The sequence below is a fragment of the Micromonospora sp. CA-244673 genome (assembly GCF_050948395.1).
Lineage (GTDB): Bacteria > Actinomycetota > Actinomycetes > Mycobacteriales > Micromonosporaceae > Micromonospora.
The window spans coordinates 4,182,765-4,196,071 of sequence record NZ_CP192019.1; the positions used below are offsets into that span (position 1 = coordinate 4,182,765).

Consider the following 13,307-nt stretch of genomic DNA (forward strand, 5'->3'; position numbering starts at 1 on the left):
AGGGTCCCTGGCATGACCACCACCGTCTCCGCGCCCACCCGCTGGCCCCGCCCGTTCCGCTATGTCTACGCGGCCAACCTGACCGACAGCCTGGGGTTCCAGGTGGGTTACCTGGCCGTGCCGGTGCTGGCCGTGTCGGTGCTCGCCGCCACCCCCGGCCAGGTCGGCCTGCTCGCGGCGCTCGGCACCGCGGCCTTCCTGCTGGTCGGGCTGCCCGCCGGGGTCTGGGTGGACCGGGCGCCCCGCCGCACCGTGATGGTCGCCGCCGACCTGGCCCGCGCCGCCCTGTACGCGTCGATCCCGCTGGCCTGGTGGGCGGACGCGCTGACCCTCGGCCAGCTCTACGCGGTCGTGCTGCTCACCGGCGTCGGCACGGTCTTCGGTGACGTGGCCGCGCAGAGTTTCCTGCCGGAGCTGGTCGGCCGGGACCGCCTGGTGGCGGCGAACTCGCTGCTCATGACGACGAACGCCACCATCCAGATCGGCGGCCGGGGTTTCGGCGGCCTGCTCGTCCAGTGGCTCGGCGCCCCGCTCGCCCTGGCCCTGAACGCGGTCACCCACCTGCTCTCGGCGCTCGCCCTCACCCGGGTACGTCCCACCGCCACCGCCGGACGGGACCGGCCGGCGGGCGGCTTCGGCCGGCAACTCGGCGACGGCGTCCGGCACGTGCTGGGCAACCCGCTGCTCCGCCCGCTGGCCGTGTCGCTGGCCGGGATCAATCTCACGGTGAACCTGATGACCACCATGCTGCCGGTGGTCTTCCTGCGCGAGCTCGGGCTCGGCGCGGGCGCGCTCGGGCTCTTCCTCGGCGCCGGCGGAGTCGGGGCGCTGCTCGGCGCGGTGACCGCCCGTCCGCTGGCCGCCCGGATCGGGCACGGCCGGGCCCTCTGGCTGCCCGGGCTGCTGGTGGCCCCCGCCGGCGCACTGGTCGCCCTGATCGACACCGGAGCGTGGCTGTGGCTGGCCGGCGTCGGCTGGCTGGCGCTGGCCTGGCGGACCGGGATCGGCAACGTGATCGGCGTCAGCCTGCGGCAACGGGCCACCCCGGACGCGTTGCTCGGCCGGATGAACGCCACCTTCCGGTTCCTGCTCACCGGCGCGATCGCGGTCGGCGCCGGGCTGGCCGGCCTGCTCGGCCAGCACGCCGGCCCGCGTACCTCGCTCTGGGTCGGCGCGATCGGCGCCGCGCTGACCTGGCTGCCGCTGTACCGCTCCCCGGTGCGCACGTTGCCCGACCCGGACCGGCTGCCCCCGGCCGCCGGGTGACCGGTGTTACCCGGTGGTTACCCGGCTGCGAAGCCACTGTGGCACGACACGCCGACCGTCTGGGGCAGGGACGCCGGACGGGGTCCCGGCACACCGCCAGGGAGGCCACCATGAGACTGAGGAGAACACTGCTGGCGCTGGTCGTCGTGCTCGGCGGGCTGGTCGCCGGCACGGGCGGCGCGACCGCGGCGGCGCCGTACTGCGGGATCACCTGGGGCAGCACGGCCCGGACGGCCGGCACCCTCAGCACCGACCCGCTCATCGAGGTCCGTACCGGGCGGCACGACTGCTGGGACCGGGTGGTCTTCGAGTTCGCCGGCCCGGCGAACGGCTACTCCGTCGCCTACGGCGAGACGTACACCGAGGGGCAGGGCCTTGCGCTCAGCCCGTACACCGCCGGTGGCGCGCTGCTGTCGGTGTCGCTGCGGGCGCCCGCGTACGACGACGAGCACGTCGGCACGCTGCCCTACCGCGCCGGCGAGCACGCCGCGACCGTGCTGGGCTACCGCACGCTGCGGGACGTCGTCTTCGGCGGCAGCTTCGAGGGCTACACCACCTTCGCCGTGGGCGTCCGCGCCCGGCTGCCGTTCCGGGTCTTCGTGCTCAGCGGCCCCGGCACGCACAGCCGCATCGTGATCGACGTGGCCCACCAGTGGCAGGCGTGACCTTTCCCCAGGTGAGAGGGGCCGACCGGCCCCTCATCACCGTCCGTTGCGCCCACGCCCCCAAGCGTCGCGCCGGACTACCCTGAGTGGTCATGGAGGGCCGCGTGCTGGTCGTCGAGGACGACGCCTCCATCCGGGAGGTGACGGCCCTCGGCCTGCGCCGGGCCGGGTTCCGGGTGACCACCGCCGCCGACGGCCCGGCCGCTCTGGCCGCCTGGCGGGCCGGCCCGGTCGACCTCATCGTGCTCGACGTGATGCTCCCCCGCCTGGACGGATTCGAGGTGTGCCGGGAGATCCGGCGCACCAGTCAGGTGCCGATCCTCATGCTCACCGCCCGCACCGACACCATCGACGTCGTGGTCGGCCTGGAGTGCGGGGCCGACGACTACCTCCGCAAGCCGTTCGACCTGCCGGAGCTGGTCGCCCGGGTCCGTGCCGTGCTCCGCCGGACCGTCGCACCGGCCCCCGAGACCACCGTGACCGCCGGGCCGCTGGAGATCGACCCGGCCCGCTTCGTGGCCCGCCGCGACGGCCGCGAGCTGACCCTCACGGCCACCGAGTTCCGGCTGCTCCTGGAGCTGGCCCGGCGCCCCGGGCAGGTGTTCACCCGCGAACTGCTGCTCGACCGGGTCTGGGGACACAGCTATCTCGGTGACTCCCGGCTCGTCGACGTCGCCGTGCAGCGCCTGCGCGCCAAGGTGGAGGACGACCCCGGCGCGCCGACCCTGATCCGGACGGTCCGCGGGGCCGGCTACAAACTCTCGACGGGGTGAGCGCGCCATGGTGGCCGGCAGAGTCGTACCCGGGCGGCTGCGGCGCCGGCTCGTCGTCGCGTTCGTCCTCGTGGCCGGTATGTCCGCCGGGGCGCTGGCCACCGGGTCCTACCTCATGCTGCGGCAGGCCCGGTTCGACGGCTCGCTGCAACGCGCCGCCGCCGACGCCCGCTACCAGCTGGTGGTCGCCGCGCAGTTCCTGCCGCTGACCGACACCCGCCGCACCGACCTGCTGGCCAGCTTCGAGGAATCCGGCCGGCACGTGGTGCTGGTCGCCGGGGACACCCAGGCGTCCAACCCCCGGTACGCGCCCACCCCCGACCCCGACCTGCGGGCCGCCGTCGCCGCCGGCCAGCTCGGCTTCCAGCGCACCACCGGCCGGCCCCACCTGCTCGTCGTCGGCGGCCGGATCCCCGGCTCCACCGTCGAGCTGTACGTGGTGACCGTCGAGGACGACCTCGTCGACGCCCTCGACCAGCTCCGCACCGCCTCGGTGGTCGGCTGGGCGGCGGTCGTGCTGCTCGCCGCCGGCGTGGGCAACGCCCTCGCCCGCCGCACCCTGGAACCCGTCGGCCGGGCCAGCCGGGCCGCGCGGGCCGTCGCCGAGGGACTGCTGCACACCCGGCTGCCGGTGCGCGGCCGGGACGAGTTCAGCGCCTGGGCCAGCTCCTTCAACGAGATGGCCGAGGCGCTGGAAACCAAGATCGAAGCGCTGTCCCAGGCCCAGGCGCGGGAGCGGCGGTTCACCGGCGACGTGGCGCACGAGCTGCGTACCCCGGTCACCGCCCTGGTGGCGGCGGCCTCGCTGCTCGCCGACCAGCTCGACACCCTCCCGGCCGACGCCCGCCGCGCCGCCGAGCTGCTCGTCGCCGACGTGGTCCGGCTGCGCCGGCTGGTCGAGGAGCTGATGGAGATCTCCCGCCTGGACGCCGGGCGGGAGGTGCTCGCCACCCGCCCGGTGGACGTCGGCGCGCTGCTGCGCCGGATCGTCGCCGCCCACCCGGACGCCGCCCACACCGACGTGGACGGCGACGCGCCGCCCGTGGTGACCGACCCGCGCCGGCTCGAACGGATCCTGAGCAACCTGGTCGCCAACGGGGTCGAGCACGGCGGCGGCGACCTGCGCGCCGAGATCCGGCACACCGGCGCCGACCTCGTCATCGAGGTGGCCGACCGCGGGCCCGGCATCCCGGCCGAGCACCTGGCCCACATCTTCGACCGGTTCTACAAGGCGGACCCGGCCCGCACCGGACCCGGCAGCGGGCTCGGCCTGGCCATCGCGCGGGAGAACGCCCGGCTGCTCGGCGGCCGGCTCGACGTGACCAGCGAGGTCGGCCACGGCACCCGCTTCCGCCTCACCCTTCCCCTCGACACCGGGGACACCTCATGCGACGCCTGATCCCTCCGCTCGCCGCGCTGCTCCTGATCACCGTCGGCTGCGCCCCGCCGCGCACCGGCACCCTCGGGCCCGCCCCGGCCGGCCCGTCGCCCACCAGCTCCGCCGCCGCCGGACCGACCGGCACGCCCGCGCCGACCCCGCCCGCGCCGGGCACCCCGACCACGCCCGCCACGACGGGTACGCCGACCACCGCCGCCCCGACCGGGCCGGACGGGACGCTGACCGTGCAGCTCTGGTTCGTCCGGAGCGGGAAGCTCGTGCCCACCCGGCGTACGCTGCCGGCCACCGTGGCCACGTCCCGGCTGGCGCTCACCGAACTGGCCGCCGGCCCGTCCCCGGCCGAGAGCGCCACCGGCCTGACCACCCTGGTCCCGGCCGGCACGCAGGTCACCCGCATCGCCGGCGGGGTGGCGACCCTGGCCCCGCCGGCCGGTTTCGACGCGGGCGGGGCGACGACCGCCCGGCTGCGCCGCGCCCAGGTGGTCTGGACGCTCACCCAGTTCCCCACCGTCCGGCGGGTCGCCTTCGCCCCGACCGACACGGCGACCGGGCGGGACGACTACGCCGACCTGCTGCCCCCGATCGTGGTGACCGCCCCGGCCGTCGGCGACCGGGTCACCAGCCCGGTCACCGTCACCGGGACCGCCGACGTCTACGAGGCGACCGTGAGCGTCCGGGTGCTGGACGCGGCGGGCCAGGAGATCGGCACCGCGTTCACCACGGCCTCCTGCGGCTCCGGCTGCCGCGGCGCCTACCGGCTCAGCGTCCGCTACCGGCCGGCGGCACCCGGAGCGGGCACCATCGAGGTGTACGAGGTGTCGGCGCGCGACGGCTCCCGGATCAACGTGGTCCGCATCCCGGTCGAGCTGGCCGCCGGCCGGTGACGCGACTCCACAGCGGACGGCATGGTCGAGACCAAGCGGGGACTCGAACCCCCGGTGCGCGGAGTTGCAGTCCGCTCCCTGGCCACTCGGGCACTTGGTCGGGTCGGTGCGTGCCCCCGGCTGGATTCGAACCAGCGGCCTTCGGATTCGGAATCCGACGCGCTCTCCGCTGCGCCACGGGGGCATGGGTGTCGGCCGAAACCGATTGACATTCGATAGGTTACGGGCGATAGTCGATGCATGTTCACAGCTCAACGGGCGGTGGCTCCGCTCAAAGCCTTCCTCGTGCTGCTGTTCGGGATCCTTGTCCTGTTCCAGACCATGTCGCTGCCCGGGCAGTTCGCGCACATGGCCAGGGAGAATCCGGACCTGGCCTACCTGAGGTGGCCGGCGACCGCGGTGTCGGTGTTCTGGGTGCTCTGCGTGCAGGTGGTGATCGTGTGCACCTGGCAGCTGCTCACCCTGGTCAAGAAGGACCGCATCTTCAGCGAGGCGTCGCTGGCGTGGGTGGATGCGATCGTGTGGGCCATCGCCGCCGCGTGGGTGGTGCTGGTGGGCGTCTTCCTCTACGTCGGCTTCCACGCGAACGATCCGGGCCTACCGCTCCTGCTGTTCCTGCTGGTGACCGGGGTGACCGTGCTCGGGCTGCTCATGGTGGTGATGCGGGAGCTGCTGCGGCAGGCCACCACGCTCCGGACCGACATGGAAGCGGTGATCTGATGCCCATCGTCGTCCGCATCGATGTCGAGCTGGCCAAACGCAAGATGAGCGTCGGCGAGTTCGCCGAGCGGGTTGGGCTCACCCCGGCCAACGTCGCGGTGCTGAAGAACGGCCGCGCCAAGGCCGTCCGCTTCAGCACCCTGGAGGCCATGTGCCGGGTGCTGGACTGCCAGCCCGGTGACCTGCTCGAGTGGGTCGAGGAAGAAGGAGACAACCGATGAAGTACGTGCTGGGCCTCGTCGCCGTCCTCGCCGTCGCGCTGGGCGTCGCCGGCATCGTGTACGGGGAGGCCGACGACTCGCCCGGCCTCCAGCTCCTGGCCGGCCTGCTCGTCATCGGCGCGATCGCGATCGGCGTGCGGATCGCGCGACGCAGCCGCTAGCTGTCGCTGCGAGCTGAGGATTCGAACCTCAATTCTCCGATCCAGAGTCGGATGTGCTGCCTGGTTGCACCAGCTCGCATGGGATCCGCGGACCGCGGACCGTGCCCCGACCAGGATTCGAACCTGGGCTCTCCGGTTTCGTAGACCGGCGCGCTCTCCGCTGCGCCACCGGGGCGGACGACCGGCGCCCCACCCCCTCCAGGGGCGCCGGTCGGTTCAACCCTTCACACAGACGACCTGCTTGAGGTGGGCGACCACCTCGACCAGGTCCTCCTGCTGGGCCATCACCTGGGTGATGTCCTTGTACGCGCCGGGGATCTCGTCGACCACCCCGGCGTCCTTGCGGCACTCGACGCCTGCCGTCTGCGCGGCCAGGTCGGCCGTGCTGTACGTCCGCTTCGCCTGCCCCCGCGACATCCGCCGCCCGGCCCCGTGCGACGCCGAGCAGTACGCGTCGAGGTTGCCCTTGCCGCGCACGATGTACGACCCGGTGCCCATCGATCCCGGGATGATGCCCAGGTCGCCGCGGCCGGCCCGGATCGCGCCCTTGCGGGTCACCAGCACCTCGACCCCGTCGTAGCTCTCCTCCGCCACGTAGTTGTGGTGGCAGGAGATCGGCTCGTCGTAGCCGACCTGCGGGAACTCGTCCCGGACGACGCCGCAGAGCACGGCGAGCATGACGGCCCGGTTGCGGCGCGCGTACTCCTGCGCCCACCAGAGGTCCCGGCGGTAGGCGTCCATCTCCGGGGTGCCGGCGAGGAACACCGCGAGGTCCCGGTCGGGCAGGTCGACGTTGTGCGGCAGCCCGCGGGCCACCGCCATGTGCCGCTCGGCCAGTTCCTTGCCGATGTTGCGGGACCCGGAGTGCAGCATCAGCCAGACGCGGCCCTCGTCCGGGCCGCCCTGCTCGAGGCAGACCTCGATGAAGTGGTTCCCGCCGCCGAGCGTGCCCAGCTGGCGCTGCGCCCGGGTCTCCAGCTGCGCCACCTTCCGGTCGAGGGTGCCGAAGCGCTGCCAGAACTTGTCCCAGCCGCCCTGCTCCAGGCCGCGGACCCGGCGCGGGTCGACCGCGTCGGCGCGCATGGTGAAGCCGACCGGGATGGCCGCCTCGATCGCGCTCCGCAGCGGGCCGAGGTCGTCGGGCAGGTCGGCCGCGGTGAGCGAGGTGCGGACCGCGGACATCCCGCAGCCGATGTCGACGCCGACCGCGGCGGGCGAGACGGCCTGCCGCATGGCGATGACCGAGCCCACCGTGGCGCCCTTGCCGAAGTGCACGTCCGGCATGACGGCGACGCCCTGCACCCAGGGCAGCGCGCCGATGTTGCGCAGCTGCCGGGCCGCCTGCGCCTCGATCGTGTACGGGTCGGTCCAGACCCGGACCGGCGCCCGGGTACCGGCCAGCGGGGTGAAACCCATCGTCGTCTCCTCGGTTCAGGGGTGGTGTCGTAGGCCGTACGGGACTCGAACCCGTAGCCTCCCGGGTGAGAACCGGGTGAGCTGCCAGTTGCTCCAACGGCCCGCGGGGCGGCGGGTGCCGTCCGCGTGATGTCCGGGACCGCGGAATCGAACCGCGTGTCTCTCGCGCCCAAGGCGAGCGGGTCAGCCAGCTCCCTCGTCCCGGTTGCCCGGCTGGCGCGCGAGGCGCCGGCCGGGATCGTGCTCATGCCGTCCACTGTGGAGTTGAGAAGATGCGACGTCGCCGGCCGGAGGTCGGGACGAGGTGACGCAGGGGCGGCAGGAATCGAACCTGCAACCGTCGGGTTTGGAATCCGGTGCTCTTCCGTTGAGCTACGCCCCTCGGACCCGGTGACGAAAAAGCCGCCCTGTCCCTGGTCTCGGGGCGGGCGGCTGCGCGTCGTGTCGCGCCGGCGCTTAGTCGCGCCACCACCCCGGTTGCCACTGCTGCCGTCGGCAGCGACCCAGGCCCGATTCGGGCAGCAGGGCACCGCCGCGCGGCGCGGGCCGCTCGGCCTGGGTGCGGTTCTGCTGCGACACGGTGTGCTCCCTGGGTGGTGGAACCGGTTGATGTTGGCCCGTTCACGGTACGGGCGGGGGCCGGAGCGCCGCAACGGATATTGGCGAGGATGTTTCGGCCGGCCCCGAACGATCCCCGGTCTAGCGTCGGACCAGGCAAAAGGCGGAAGGGGTACGGGATGGACTGGCGGCGTCGGGTGGCGGATCGGTTCCGCGAGGTCAACGGGGAGCAACCCATGACGGCGGCGGACGACGCGTACGTCAGCGCGCAGTTCGTGGTGCTCGACGCGCTGTGCGCGGCGTCCGGGCGGGACCCGGACGGCGTACGCCGGTTGATGCTGGACCGGCGGCTGCCGCTGCCGGGCTACCTGCGCTCCGACGGCGCGGAGATGGTTCCGGCGGACCTGTTCGCGCTGGCGGAGCGGGCCGGCGGGCTGGACGCGCTGCCCGGGTGGTTCGTGGGGCGGTGGGCGGACCCGGCGCGGGGCGCGGCGGAGTGGGACGCCTACCTGAGCGGCCGGTACGTCTGCCTGCGCTCGGTGACGCCGGAGTCGATCCGGCGCAAGGACGAGTTGACCGCGGCGATCGGGGCGGCGCCGGCCGAGCCGGACGCCGGGTCGGCGGCCTGGCTCGACCGGCTGCACGCGCTGGTCGACGAGTTGGACGCGCTGGAGCCGGCCTTCACCGGCTACGACCGGCTCCGGTTCGGCGGCCCGACCTCCCGCGACACCTGCGTCGACGCCGTGCGCGCCCGGTACCCGCGGGTCAGCGCGCCGACCGGCCGGTGACCCGTCGGGCGACGGCCAGCAGGTACTCCCGGCGGTGCAGCGGGTCGTGGTCCCAGCGGGGCCGGCTCGGGGCGGGTCCGCGTACCGGCCGGTAGTGGTCGAACTCGGCCTCCAGGGTGCCCTCGCCGCGGGTGAGCCCGGGCAGCCGCTGGTCCAGCGCGTGCACCCGCCCGGCGGGCACCTCCCCCTCGACCAGGTAGGCGGCGCCGCGCAGGGTGCTGGTGCGGGGCGCCGCGCCCAGCCCGGCGAGCACGGGCAGCACCGTGCCGACCAGGTCGGCGGGGAGGTCGAGCCGGAAGCGGTGCACCGGCTCGTGCACCCGGGTGCCGGCGCGGGTGAGCGCGGCCATCAGCACCAGCGGGGTGAGGTTCCGGAAGTCCCCGGCCGTGCTGGACATGCTCTTGTCGAACACGCCGTGGGCGTGGCTCTGCCGGGCCCAGTAGCCGCCGTGGGTGAGGGTGACCACGCAGTCGATGACGTCCCAGCCGTGCAGGCCCTGCCGCAGGGTCTCGCGGACGGTGTCCTCGATCGCCTTGAGGAAGGCCAGGGGCATCGAGCCGAGTTCGATGCCGAGCCGGAACTCGACTCCGCCGCCGACCGGCCCGGGCTCGACGCGCAGGCCCACGGTGCCGAGGAACGGGTTGGGGTCCCGGCCGATCCACTCGACGGCGGTCCCGACGCCCACGACCCGCTCCACGCAGACGGTGGTGGTCTCCCGGAAGGTGACCGGGACGCCGTAGTCGTCGGCGAGGGTGGCCTCGATGACCTCCTTCTGCACCTCGCCGTAGAGGGACACGGCGATCTCCTGGCGCCGGTCGTCCTGGCGCAGGTTGATGAGCGGGTCCTGCTCGGCGAGCTGGGTCAGGGCGGCGTGCAGGGCCGGGCGGTCGGCCGGGCGTAGCGGTTCGACGACGGTCTCCAGCGTGGGCGGGGCGAAGTGGCGGTGGGCGGCCGGGCGCTCGGGCGGGACGCCGAGCACGTCGCCGACGCGTACGCCGGCCAGGCCGTGCAGCCGGACGATCCGGCCGGCCCCGGCCGCGTCGCCGGGCGCCGCGTCGCCGCCGTCGAAGACGCCGAGGGCGGTGACCCGGGCCTCCTGGCCGCCGCCGTGGCGGATCCGGTCCCGGACCCGCACGGTGCCGGCGAAGATCCGGGCGTACGCGACCTTCTCCCCGGCCGGGCCGCGCTCGACCTTGAAGACGGCGCCGGAGAGCGGGGCGTCGTCGTCTCCGGCGTCGGCGGGGAGCAGCGCGGTGACCGCGTCGATCAGGTCGGCCACTCCGGCGCCGGTGATGGCGGAGCCGGCGAGCACCGGGTGCACCCGGGCGCGGGCGGTCTGCGCGGCGAGCGCCGTCCGCAGTCGCTCCGGGGTGGCGGCCCGCTCGTCGGCCACGTACGCGGCCAGCAGGGCGTCGTCGTGCGCGGAGAGCAGGTCGACCAGGCGGCCGTGGTGGCCGGGGTCGCCCGGCGGGTGCGGGACCCAGCGGGCGCCCGGGGTGCCGGCGGCGTCGACCCGGCCGAGGGCGACGACGTCGGGGGTGAGCCGGTCGGCGAGCTGGCGCAGCACCCCGTCCGGGTCGGCGCCGGCCCGGTCCACCTTGTTCACGAAGAACAGGGTGGGAATGCCGAGGCGGCGCAGGGTGCGGGCCAGCACGCGGGTCTGGGCCTGGACGCCCTCGACGGCGGAGACCACGAGCACCGCGCCGTCCAGCACGCCGAGCACGCGTTCCACCTCGGCGATGAAGTCGGGGTGGCCGGGAGTGTCGATGAGGTTGACGGTGGTCCCGGCGACGGCGAAGGAGACCACGGCGGAGCGGATGGTGATGCCCCGCTGCCGCTCCAGCGCCATCGTGTCGGTGCGGGTGTTGCCGGCGTCGACACTGCCGGGCTCGTCGATGACCCCGGCGCTGTGCAGCAGCCGTTCGGTCAGGCTCGTCTTACCGGCGTCGACATGGGCGAGGATGCCGAGATTGAGGGTTTTCACGCAGCGTCATGTCCTTGTGGTCGGCGGTGATTCGCTTCTGCGGGGACATGCACGCGGCTCGCATCTCGAGCTCCTCCTTCCCTGGCTGTCGTGGTCGATTGCAGCAGCCGGCGCGGACGCCGGCAAACGATTTACCGCCGGTGCGCTACTGGGCGTGCGACACCGGGTGGCGCTTCATCTCCTCCATGAAGGGGTAGCGCGCGGTCAGCTCGGCGAGCGTGCACCCGGCCCGCCACGCGGCGGCCACCTGGGCGACCTGGAGCAGGTCGGTGGCGTCGCCCCGGGCCTGCACCTCGCCGGAGACCCGGAGGTCGATCATGAAGTAGCGGGCCTGGGCGCCGAGGCTGACGCAGACCACACCCCGGTCGGAGGTCGCCTCGGCACAGGTGAACCGGCTGCGCCCCTGCTCCGGGGCGGTCACCTGGCCGATGTCGAGCTGGTGCCGGGCCGCGGTCTGCACGAGCGCGGGAGCCAGGCCGCCCGGCTCGACCAGGTCCGGGTAGAGGCGCACACCCAGTGCTGTCGACACGTCGCTCATGACTGACTCCCACTTCCTTGTGACAGAGACCAGCTGCACGCAGGTTACGGGTGTGTTTCCGGCGCGCCTCGTCATCCTGTCCCCCCTGGACGCCCCACGGCAATAGGAACGGTCGATTCGACCACCATCGGGCCCACCTCCGGGGCCGGGTACGCTCCCGCTCCATGGCCCGGATCCGGTGTGACTTCTTCTCCTCGGCGCTCGGCATGGGCACGTCGATGACGGTGCTGCTGCCCGACCGTTCGGCCGGGATCGGCATGGCCGGCGGGGCCACCGCCGGGGACCCGCCGGTGCTCTACCTGCTGCACGGCCTGACCGACGACGACACCATCTGGACCCGGCGCACCGCGATCGAGCGGTACGTCGCACCGCTGGGGCTGGCCGTGGTCATGCCGCAGGTGCAGCGCAGCTTCTACAGCGACGAGGCGAACGGTAACCGGTACTGGACCTTCCTCAGCGAGGAACTGCCCGAGGTGTGCCGGTCGTACTTCCGCCTCTCCGACCGGCGGGCGGACACCTTCGTGGCCGGCCTGTCCATGGGCGGTTACGGTGCGCTGAAGTGGGCGCTGCGTCACCCGGACCGGTTCGCGGCGGCGGCCAGCCTCTCCGGCGCGCTGGACGTCGCCCGGCGACGCCACCACCCGACGAGCCCCATGGACCCCGCCGTCTGGCACACCGTCTGGGGCGACCGGGACGTGGCCGGTCCCGAGGACGACACGGTGGCGCTGCTGGAGCGGGCCGGCGACGACCTGCCCGCGCTCCGCGTCGCCTGCGGCACCGAGGACTTCCTGTACGAGGACAACACCCGCTTCGTGGAGACGGCGCGCCGCCGGGGCGTACCGGTCACCGTGGACTTCTCCCCCGGCGACCACGACTGGGCCTACTGGGACGCGAAGATCCAGGACGTCCTGGCCTGGCTGCCACTGCCCGGCCAGGGCTGAGCGGGCGCACCGCACCTCCGGACCGGGCCGGGGGTGCGGCGGGTGACGGTCGGCGGGGCAGCCGTCAGCGCAGCGACGACCGGGCCACCGGGAAGTCGAAGTACGTGTCCGGGTACGGCTCGTCGGCGTACCGGTAGTGCCACCACTCGCGCGGGTAGTTCTCGAAGCCCTGCGCGGTCATGAGCCGCTTCAGCAGCTCCCGGTTGTCCCGGGCCGCCCCGGTGATCCGCGCGTCCGCGGTGTGCGCGCGGGGGTCGAAGCAGTCGAACCCGGTGCCCATGTCGACGGAGTTGTCCGGGAAGCGCCGACCGGCCGGCGCGGTGCAGGCGGTGAGCGGCTGGCCCGGTACGAAAGCCGGCTGGTCCGGGGTGGACGCCGGGACCAGCGTCAGGTCGAGGGTGCTTCCCCGGCTGTGGGCGGTCGGCGCGCCGATGTAGCCGTCGGCGAAGAGCCGGCTCTTCGGCTCGTCCGGATAGAACTCCCCCTTCATCTGCTGCTCGCCGGGGAGTTTCGCCCAGGCGACGAACTCGTCCACCGCCCGCTGTGGGCGGTAGCAGTCGTACACCTTGAGGCTGCGGCCCTGCGCCAGGGCGGCGGCCTGCACCCGGTGCAGCGCCTCCGCGGCCCGGCGGGTGAGCAGGCAGAGCGGCTCGGCGTAGCCGGTGATCGGCCGGCCGACGAAGTTGTGCGCGGTGGCGTACCGGATGTCGGTGCGAATGCCCGGGTCGACGGCGGCCAGGTCGACGACGTCGGCCGGGGCGCGGGGACCGCTCGGGGCGGCCGACGGCGCGGGTGGCGCGGACGGGGCCGGGCGCGGGGCGGGTCGCTGGCACCCGGCGGCGAGCGCGGTGGCCAGCACGGCCAGGGCCGCGGCCACCCGTGTCCCGGTCCCCACCCTGCCGTGTCTACCAGCATCACCGGTCCCCCGGGCCGCATCGGCCGTTCGTCAACCGGCGCCCGTACGGCAAGATGGCCGGTGGGACGGGCCTCGCC

General features: G+C 74.1%; 14 protein-coding genes and 7 tRNA genes. 10 read left to right on the forward strand and 11 right to left on the reverse strand.

The window, feature by feature from the left end; all coding sequences use genetic code 11:
* The first annotated feature begins 12 nt into the window (after positions 1-12).
* The 5 genes from ACQP12_RS19460 (at position 13) to ACQP12_RS19480 (ending at position 4,987) form a co-directional block, all read left to right on the forward strand.
* Positions 13-1,266, forward strand: coding sequence for an MFS transporter (locus ACQP12_RS19460; protein WP_433280787.1), 1,254 nt, complete (start codon positions 13-15; stop codon positions 1,264-1,266).
* 110 nt (positions 1,267-1,376) lie between these two features.
* Positions 1,377-1,931, forward strand: coding sequence for an AMIN-like domain-containing (lipo)protein (locus ACQP12_RS19465; RefSeq protein ID WP_433280789.1), 555 nt, complete (start codon positions 1,377-1,379; stop codon positions 1,929-1,931).
* A gap of 92 nt (positions 1,932-2,023) precedes the next feature.
* Entirely contained in the window at positions 2,024-2,704 is a 681-nt protein-coding gene (locus tag ACQP12_RS19470; RefSeq protein ID WP_433280791.1) for a response regulator, read from the forward strand.
* Between the two features lie 7 nt (positions 2,705-2,711).
* A complete protein-coding gene (locus ACQP12_RS19475) occupies positions 2,712-4,103 on the forward strand; it encodes an ATP-binding protein (RefSeq protein ID WP_433280793.1) in 1,392 nt (463 codons plus the stop codon).
* Complete coding sequence (locus ACQP12_RS19480) at positions 4,091-4,987, forward strand: Gmad2 immunoglobulin-like domain-containing protein (protein WP_433280795.1); 897 nt, start codon at positions 4,091-4,093, stop codon at positions 4,985-4,987. Before ACQP12_RS19475 ends, ACQP12_RS19480 begins: the two co-directional genes overlap by 13 nt.
* 28 nt (positions 4,988-5,015) lie before the next feature.
* Here ACQP12_RS19480 and ACQP12_RS19485 read toward each other — a convergent pair.
* Positions 5,016-5,087, reverse strand: a tRNA-Cys gene (locus tag ACQP12_RS19485).
* Positions 5,088-5,098: 11 nt separating this feature from the next.
* A tRNA-Arg gene (locus ACQP12_RS19490) sits at positions 5,099-5,171 on the reverse strand.
* 56 nt (positions 5,172-5,227) lie between these two features.
* Between ACQP12_RS19490 and ACQP12_RS19495 the strand changes: the two genes are divergently transcribed.
* From ACQP12_RS19495 to ACQP12_RS19505, 3 genes are read left to right on the forward strand one after another with little or no spacing between them, the layout of a single operon-like run.
* Positions 5,228-5,707 (forward strand): DUF2975 domain-containing protein, encoded by a 480-nt coding sequence (locus ACQP12_RS19495; protein WP_357942912.1) that lies wholly within the window; start codon positions 5,228-5,230, stop codon positions 5,705-5,707.
* Positions 5,707-5,928, forward strand: coding sequence for a helix-turn-helix domain-containing protein (locus ACQP12_RS19500; protein ID WP_357942914.1), 222 nt, complete (start codon positions 5,707-5,709; stop codon positions 5,926-5,928). The genes ACQP12_RS19495 and ACQP12_RS19500 overlap by 1 nt, the downstream gene beginning before the upstream one ends.
* Positions 5,925-6,089, forward strand: a complete 165-nt coding sequence (locus tag ACQP12_RS19505; RefSeq protein ID WP_254340046.1) for a hypothetical protein — start codon at positions 5,925-5,927, stop codon at positions 6,087-6,089. The genes ACQP12_RS19500 and ACQP12_RS19505 overlap by 4 nt, the downstream gene beginning before the upstream one ends.
* 6 nt (positions 6,090-6,095) lie before the next feature.
* Here ACQP12_RS19505 and ACQP12_RS19510 read toward each other — a convergent pair.
* From ACQP12_RS19510 to ACQP12_RS19535, 6 genes are all read right to left on the reverse strand, one after another.
* Positions 6,096-6,168 (reverse strand) — tRNA-Gln (locus tag ACQP12_RS19510).
* Positions 6,169-6,191: 23 nt separating this feature from the next.
* Positions 6,192-6,264 (reverse strand) — tRNA-Arg (locus ACQP12_RS19515).
* A 41-nt stretch (positions 6,265-6,305) separates the two neighbouring features.
* A complete protein-coding gene (locus ACQP12_RS19520) occupies positions 6,306-7,505 on the reverse strand; it encodes an RtcB family protein (RefSeq protein ID WP_433280797.1) in 1,200 nt (399 codons plus the stop codon).
* Between the two features lie 30 nt (positions 7,506-7,535).
* A tRNA-Glu gene (locus tag ACQP12_RS19525) sits at positions 7,536-7,608 on the reverse strand.
* 29 nt (positions 7,609-7,637) lie between these two features.
* A tRNA-Pro gene (locus ACQP12_RS19530) sits at positions 7,638-7,710 on the reverse strand.
* A gap of 105 nt (positions 7,711-7,815) precedes the next feature.
* A tRNA-Trp gene (locus ACQP12_RS19535) sits at positions 7,816-7,887 on the reverse strand.
* A 355-nt stretch (positions 7,888-8,242) separates the two neighbouring features.
* Between ACQP12_RS19535 and ACQP12_RS19540 the strand changes: the two genes are divergently transcribed.
* Positions 8,243-8,851 carry a DUF6058 family natural product biosynthesis protein gene (locus ACQP12_RS19540; protein WP_433280799.1) on the forward strand — a complete coding sequence of 203 codons (609 nt, stop codon included), beginning with the start codon at positions 8,243-8,245 and terminating at the stop codon, positions 8,849-8,851.
* Here the strand turns inward: ACQP12_RS19540 and ACQP12_RS19545 are convergent.
* Positions 8,829-10,835, reverse strand: coding sequence for a GTP-binding protein (locus ACQP12_RS19545; protein WP_433280801.1), 2,007 nt, complete (start codon positions 10,833-10,835; stop codon positions 8,829-8,831). The genes ACQP12_RS19540 and ACQP12_RS19545 overlap by 23 nt on opposite strands.
* 145 nt (positions 10,836-10,980) lie before the next feature.
* Positions 10,981-11,373, reverse strand: coding sequence for a hypothetical protein (locus ACQP12_RS19550; protein ID WP_433280802.1), 393 nt, complete (start codon positions 11,371-11,373; stop codon positions 10,981-10,983).
* A 164-nt stretch (positions 11,374-11,537) separates the two neighbouring features.
* Between ACQP12_RS19550 and ACQP12_RS19555 the strand changes: the two genes are divergently transcribed.
* Positions 11,538-12,314, forward strand: a complete 777-nt coding sequence (locus ACQP12_RS19555) for an alpha/beta hydrolase (RefSeq protein WP_433280804.1) — start codon at positions 11,538-11,540, stop codon at positions 12,312-12,314.
* 64 nt (positions 12,315-12,378) lie between these two features.
* On the opposite strand, the gene ACQP12_RS19560 is transcribed toward ACQP12_RS19555, so the two are convergent.
* Positions 12,379-13,209 carry a M15 family metallopeptidase gene (locus ACQP12_RS19560; RefSeq protein WP_433280806.1) on the reverse strand — a complete coding sequence of 277 codons (831 nt, stop codon included), beginning with the start codon at positions 13,207-13,209 and terminating at the stop codon, positions 12,379-12,381.
* Between the last annotated feature and the right edge of the window lie 98 nt (positions 13,210-13,307).

Excerpts from the sequence above, each read along its gene's own strand:
- ACQP12_RS19465 (WP_433280789.1), top strand. The coding sequence starts at position 1,377 with ATGAGACTGAGGAGAACACTGCTGGCGCTGGTCGTCGTGCTCGGCGGG.
- ACQP12_RS19460 (WP_433280787.1), top strand. The coding sequence starts at position 13 with ATGACCACCACCGTCTCCGCGCCCACCCGCTGGCCCCGCCCGTTCCGC.
- ACQP12_RS19555 (WP_433280804.1), top strand. The coding sequence starts at position 11,538 with ATGGCCCGGATCCGGTGTGACTTCTTCTCCTCGGCGCTCGGCATGGGC.
- ACQP12_RS19500 (WP_357942914.1), top strand. The coding sequence starts at position 5,707 with ATGCCCATCGTCGTCCGCATCGATGTCGAGCTGGCCAAACGCAAGATG.
- ACQP12_RS19495 (WP_357942912.1), top strand. The coding sequence starts at position 5,228 with ATGTTCACAGCTCAACGGGCGGTGGCTCCGCTCAAAGCCTTCCTCGTG.
- ACQP12_RS19475 (WP_433280793.1), top strand. The coding sequence starts at position 2,712 with ATGGTGGCCGGCAGAGTCGTACCCGGGCGGCTGCGGCGCCGGCTCGTC.
- ACQP12_RS19540 (WP_433280799.1), top strand. The coding sequence starts at position 8,243 with ATGGACTGGCGGCGTCGGGTGGCGGATCGGTTCCGCGAGGTCAACGGG.
- ACQP12_RS19480 (WP_433280795.1), top strand. The coding sequence starts at position 4,091 with ATGCGACGCCTGATCCCTCCGCTCGCCGCGCTGCTCCTGATCACCGTC.
- ACQP12_RS19550 (WP_433280802.1), bottom strand. The coding sequence starts at position 11,373 with ATGAGCGACGTGTCGACAGCACTGGGTGTGCGCCTCTACCCGGACCTG.
- ACQP12_RS19505 (WP_254340046.1), top strand. The coding sequence starts at position 5,925 with ATGAAGTACGTGCTGGGCCTCGTCGCCGTCCTCGCCGTCGCGCTGGGC.
- ACQP12_RS19520 (WP_433280797.1), bottom strand. The coding sequence starts at position 7,505 with ATGGGTTTCACCCCGCTGGCCGGTACCCGGGCGCCGGTCCGGGTCTGG.
- ACQP12_RS19470 (WP_433280791.1), top strand. The coding sequence starts at position 2,024 with ATGGAGGGCCGCGTGCTGGTCGTCGAGGACGACGCCTCCATCCGGGAG.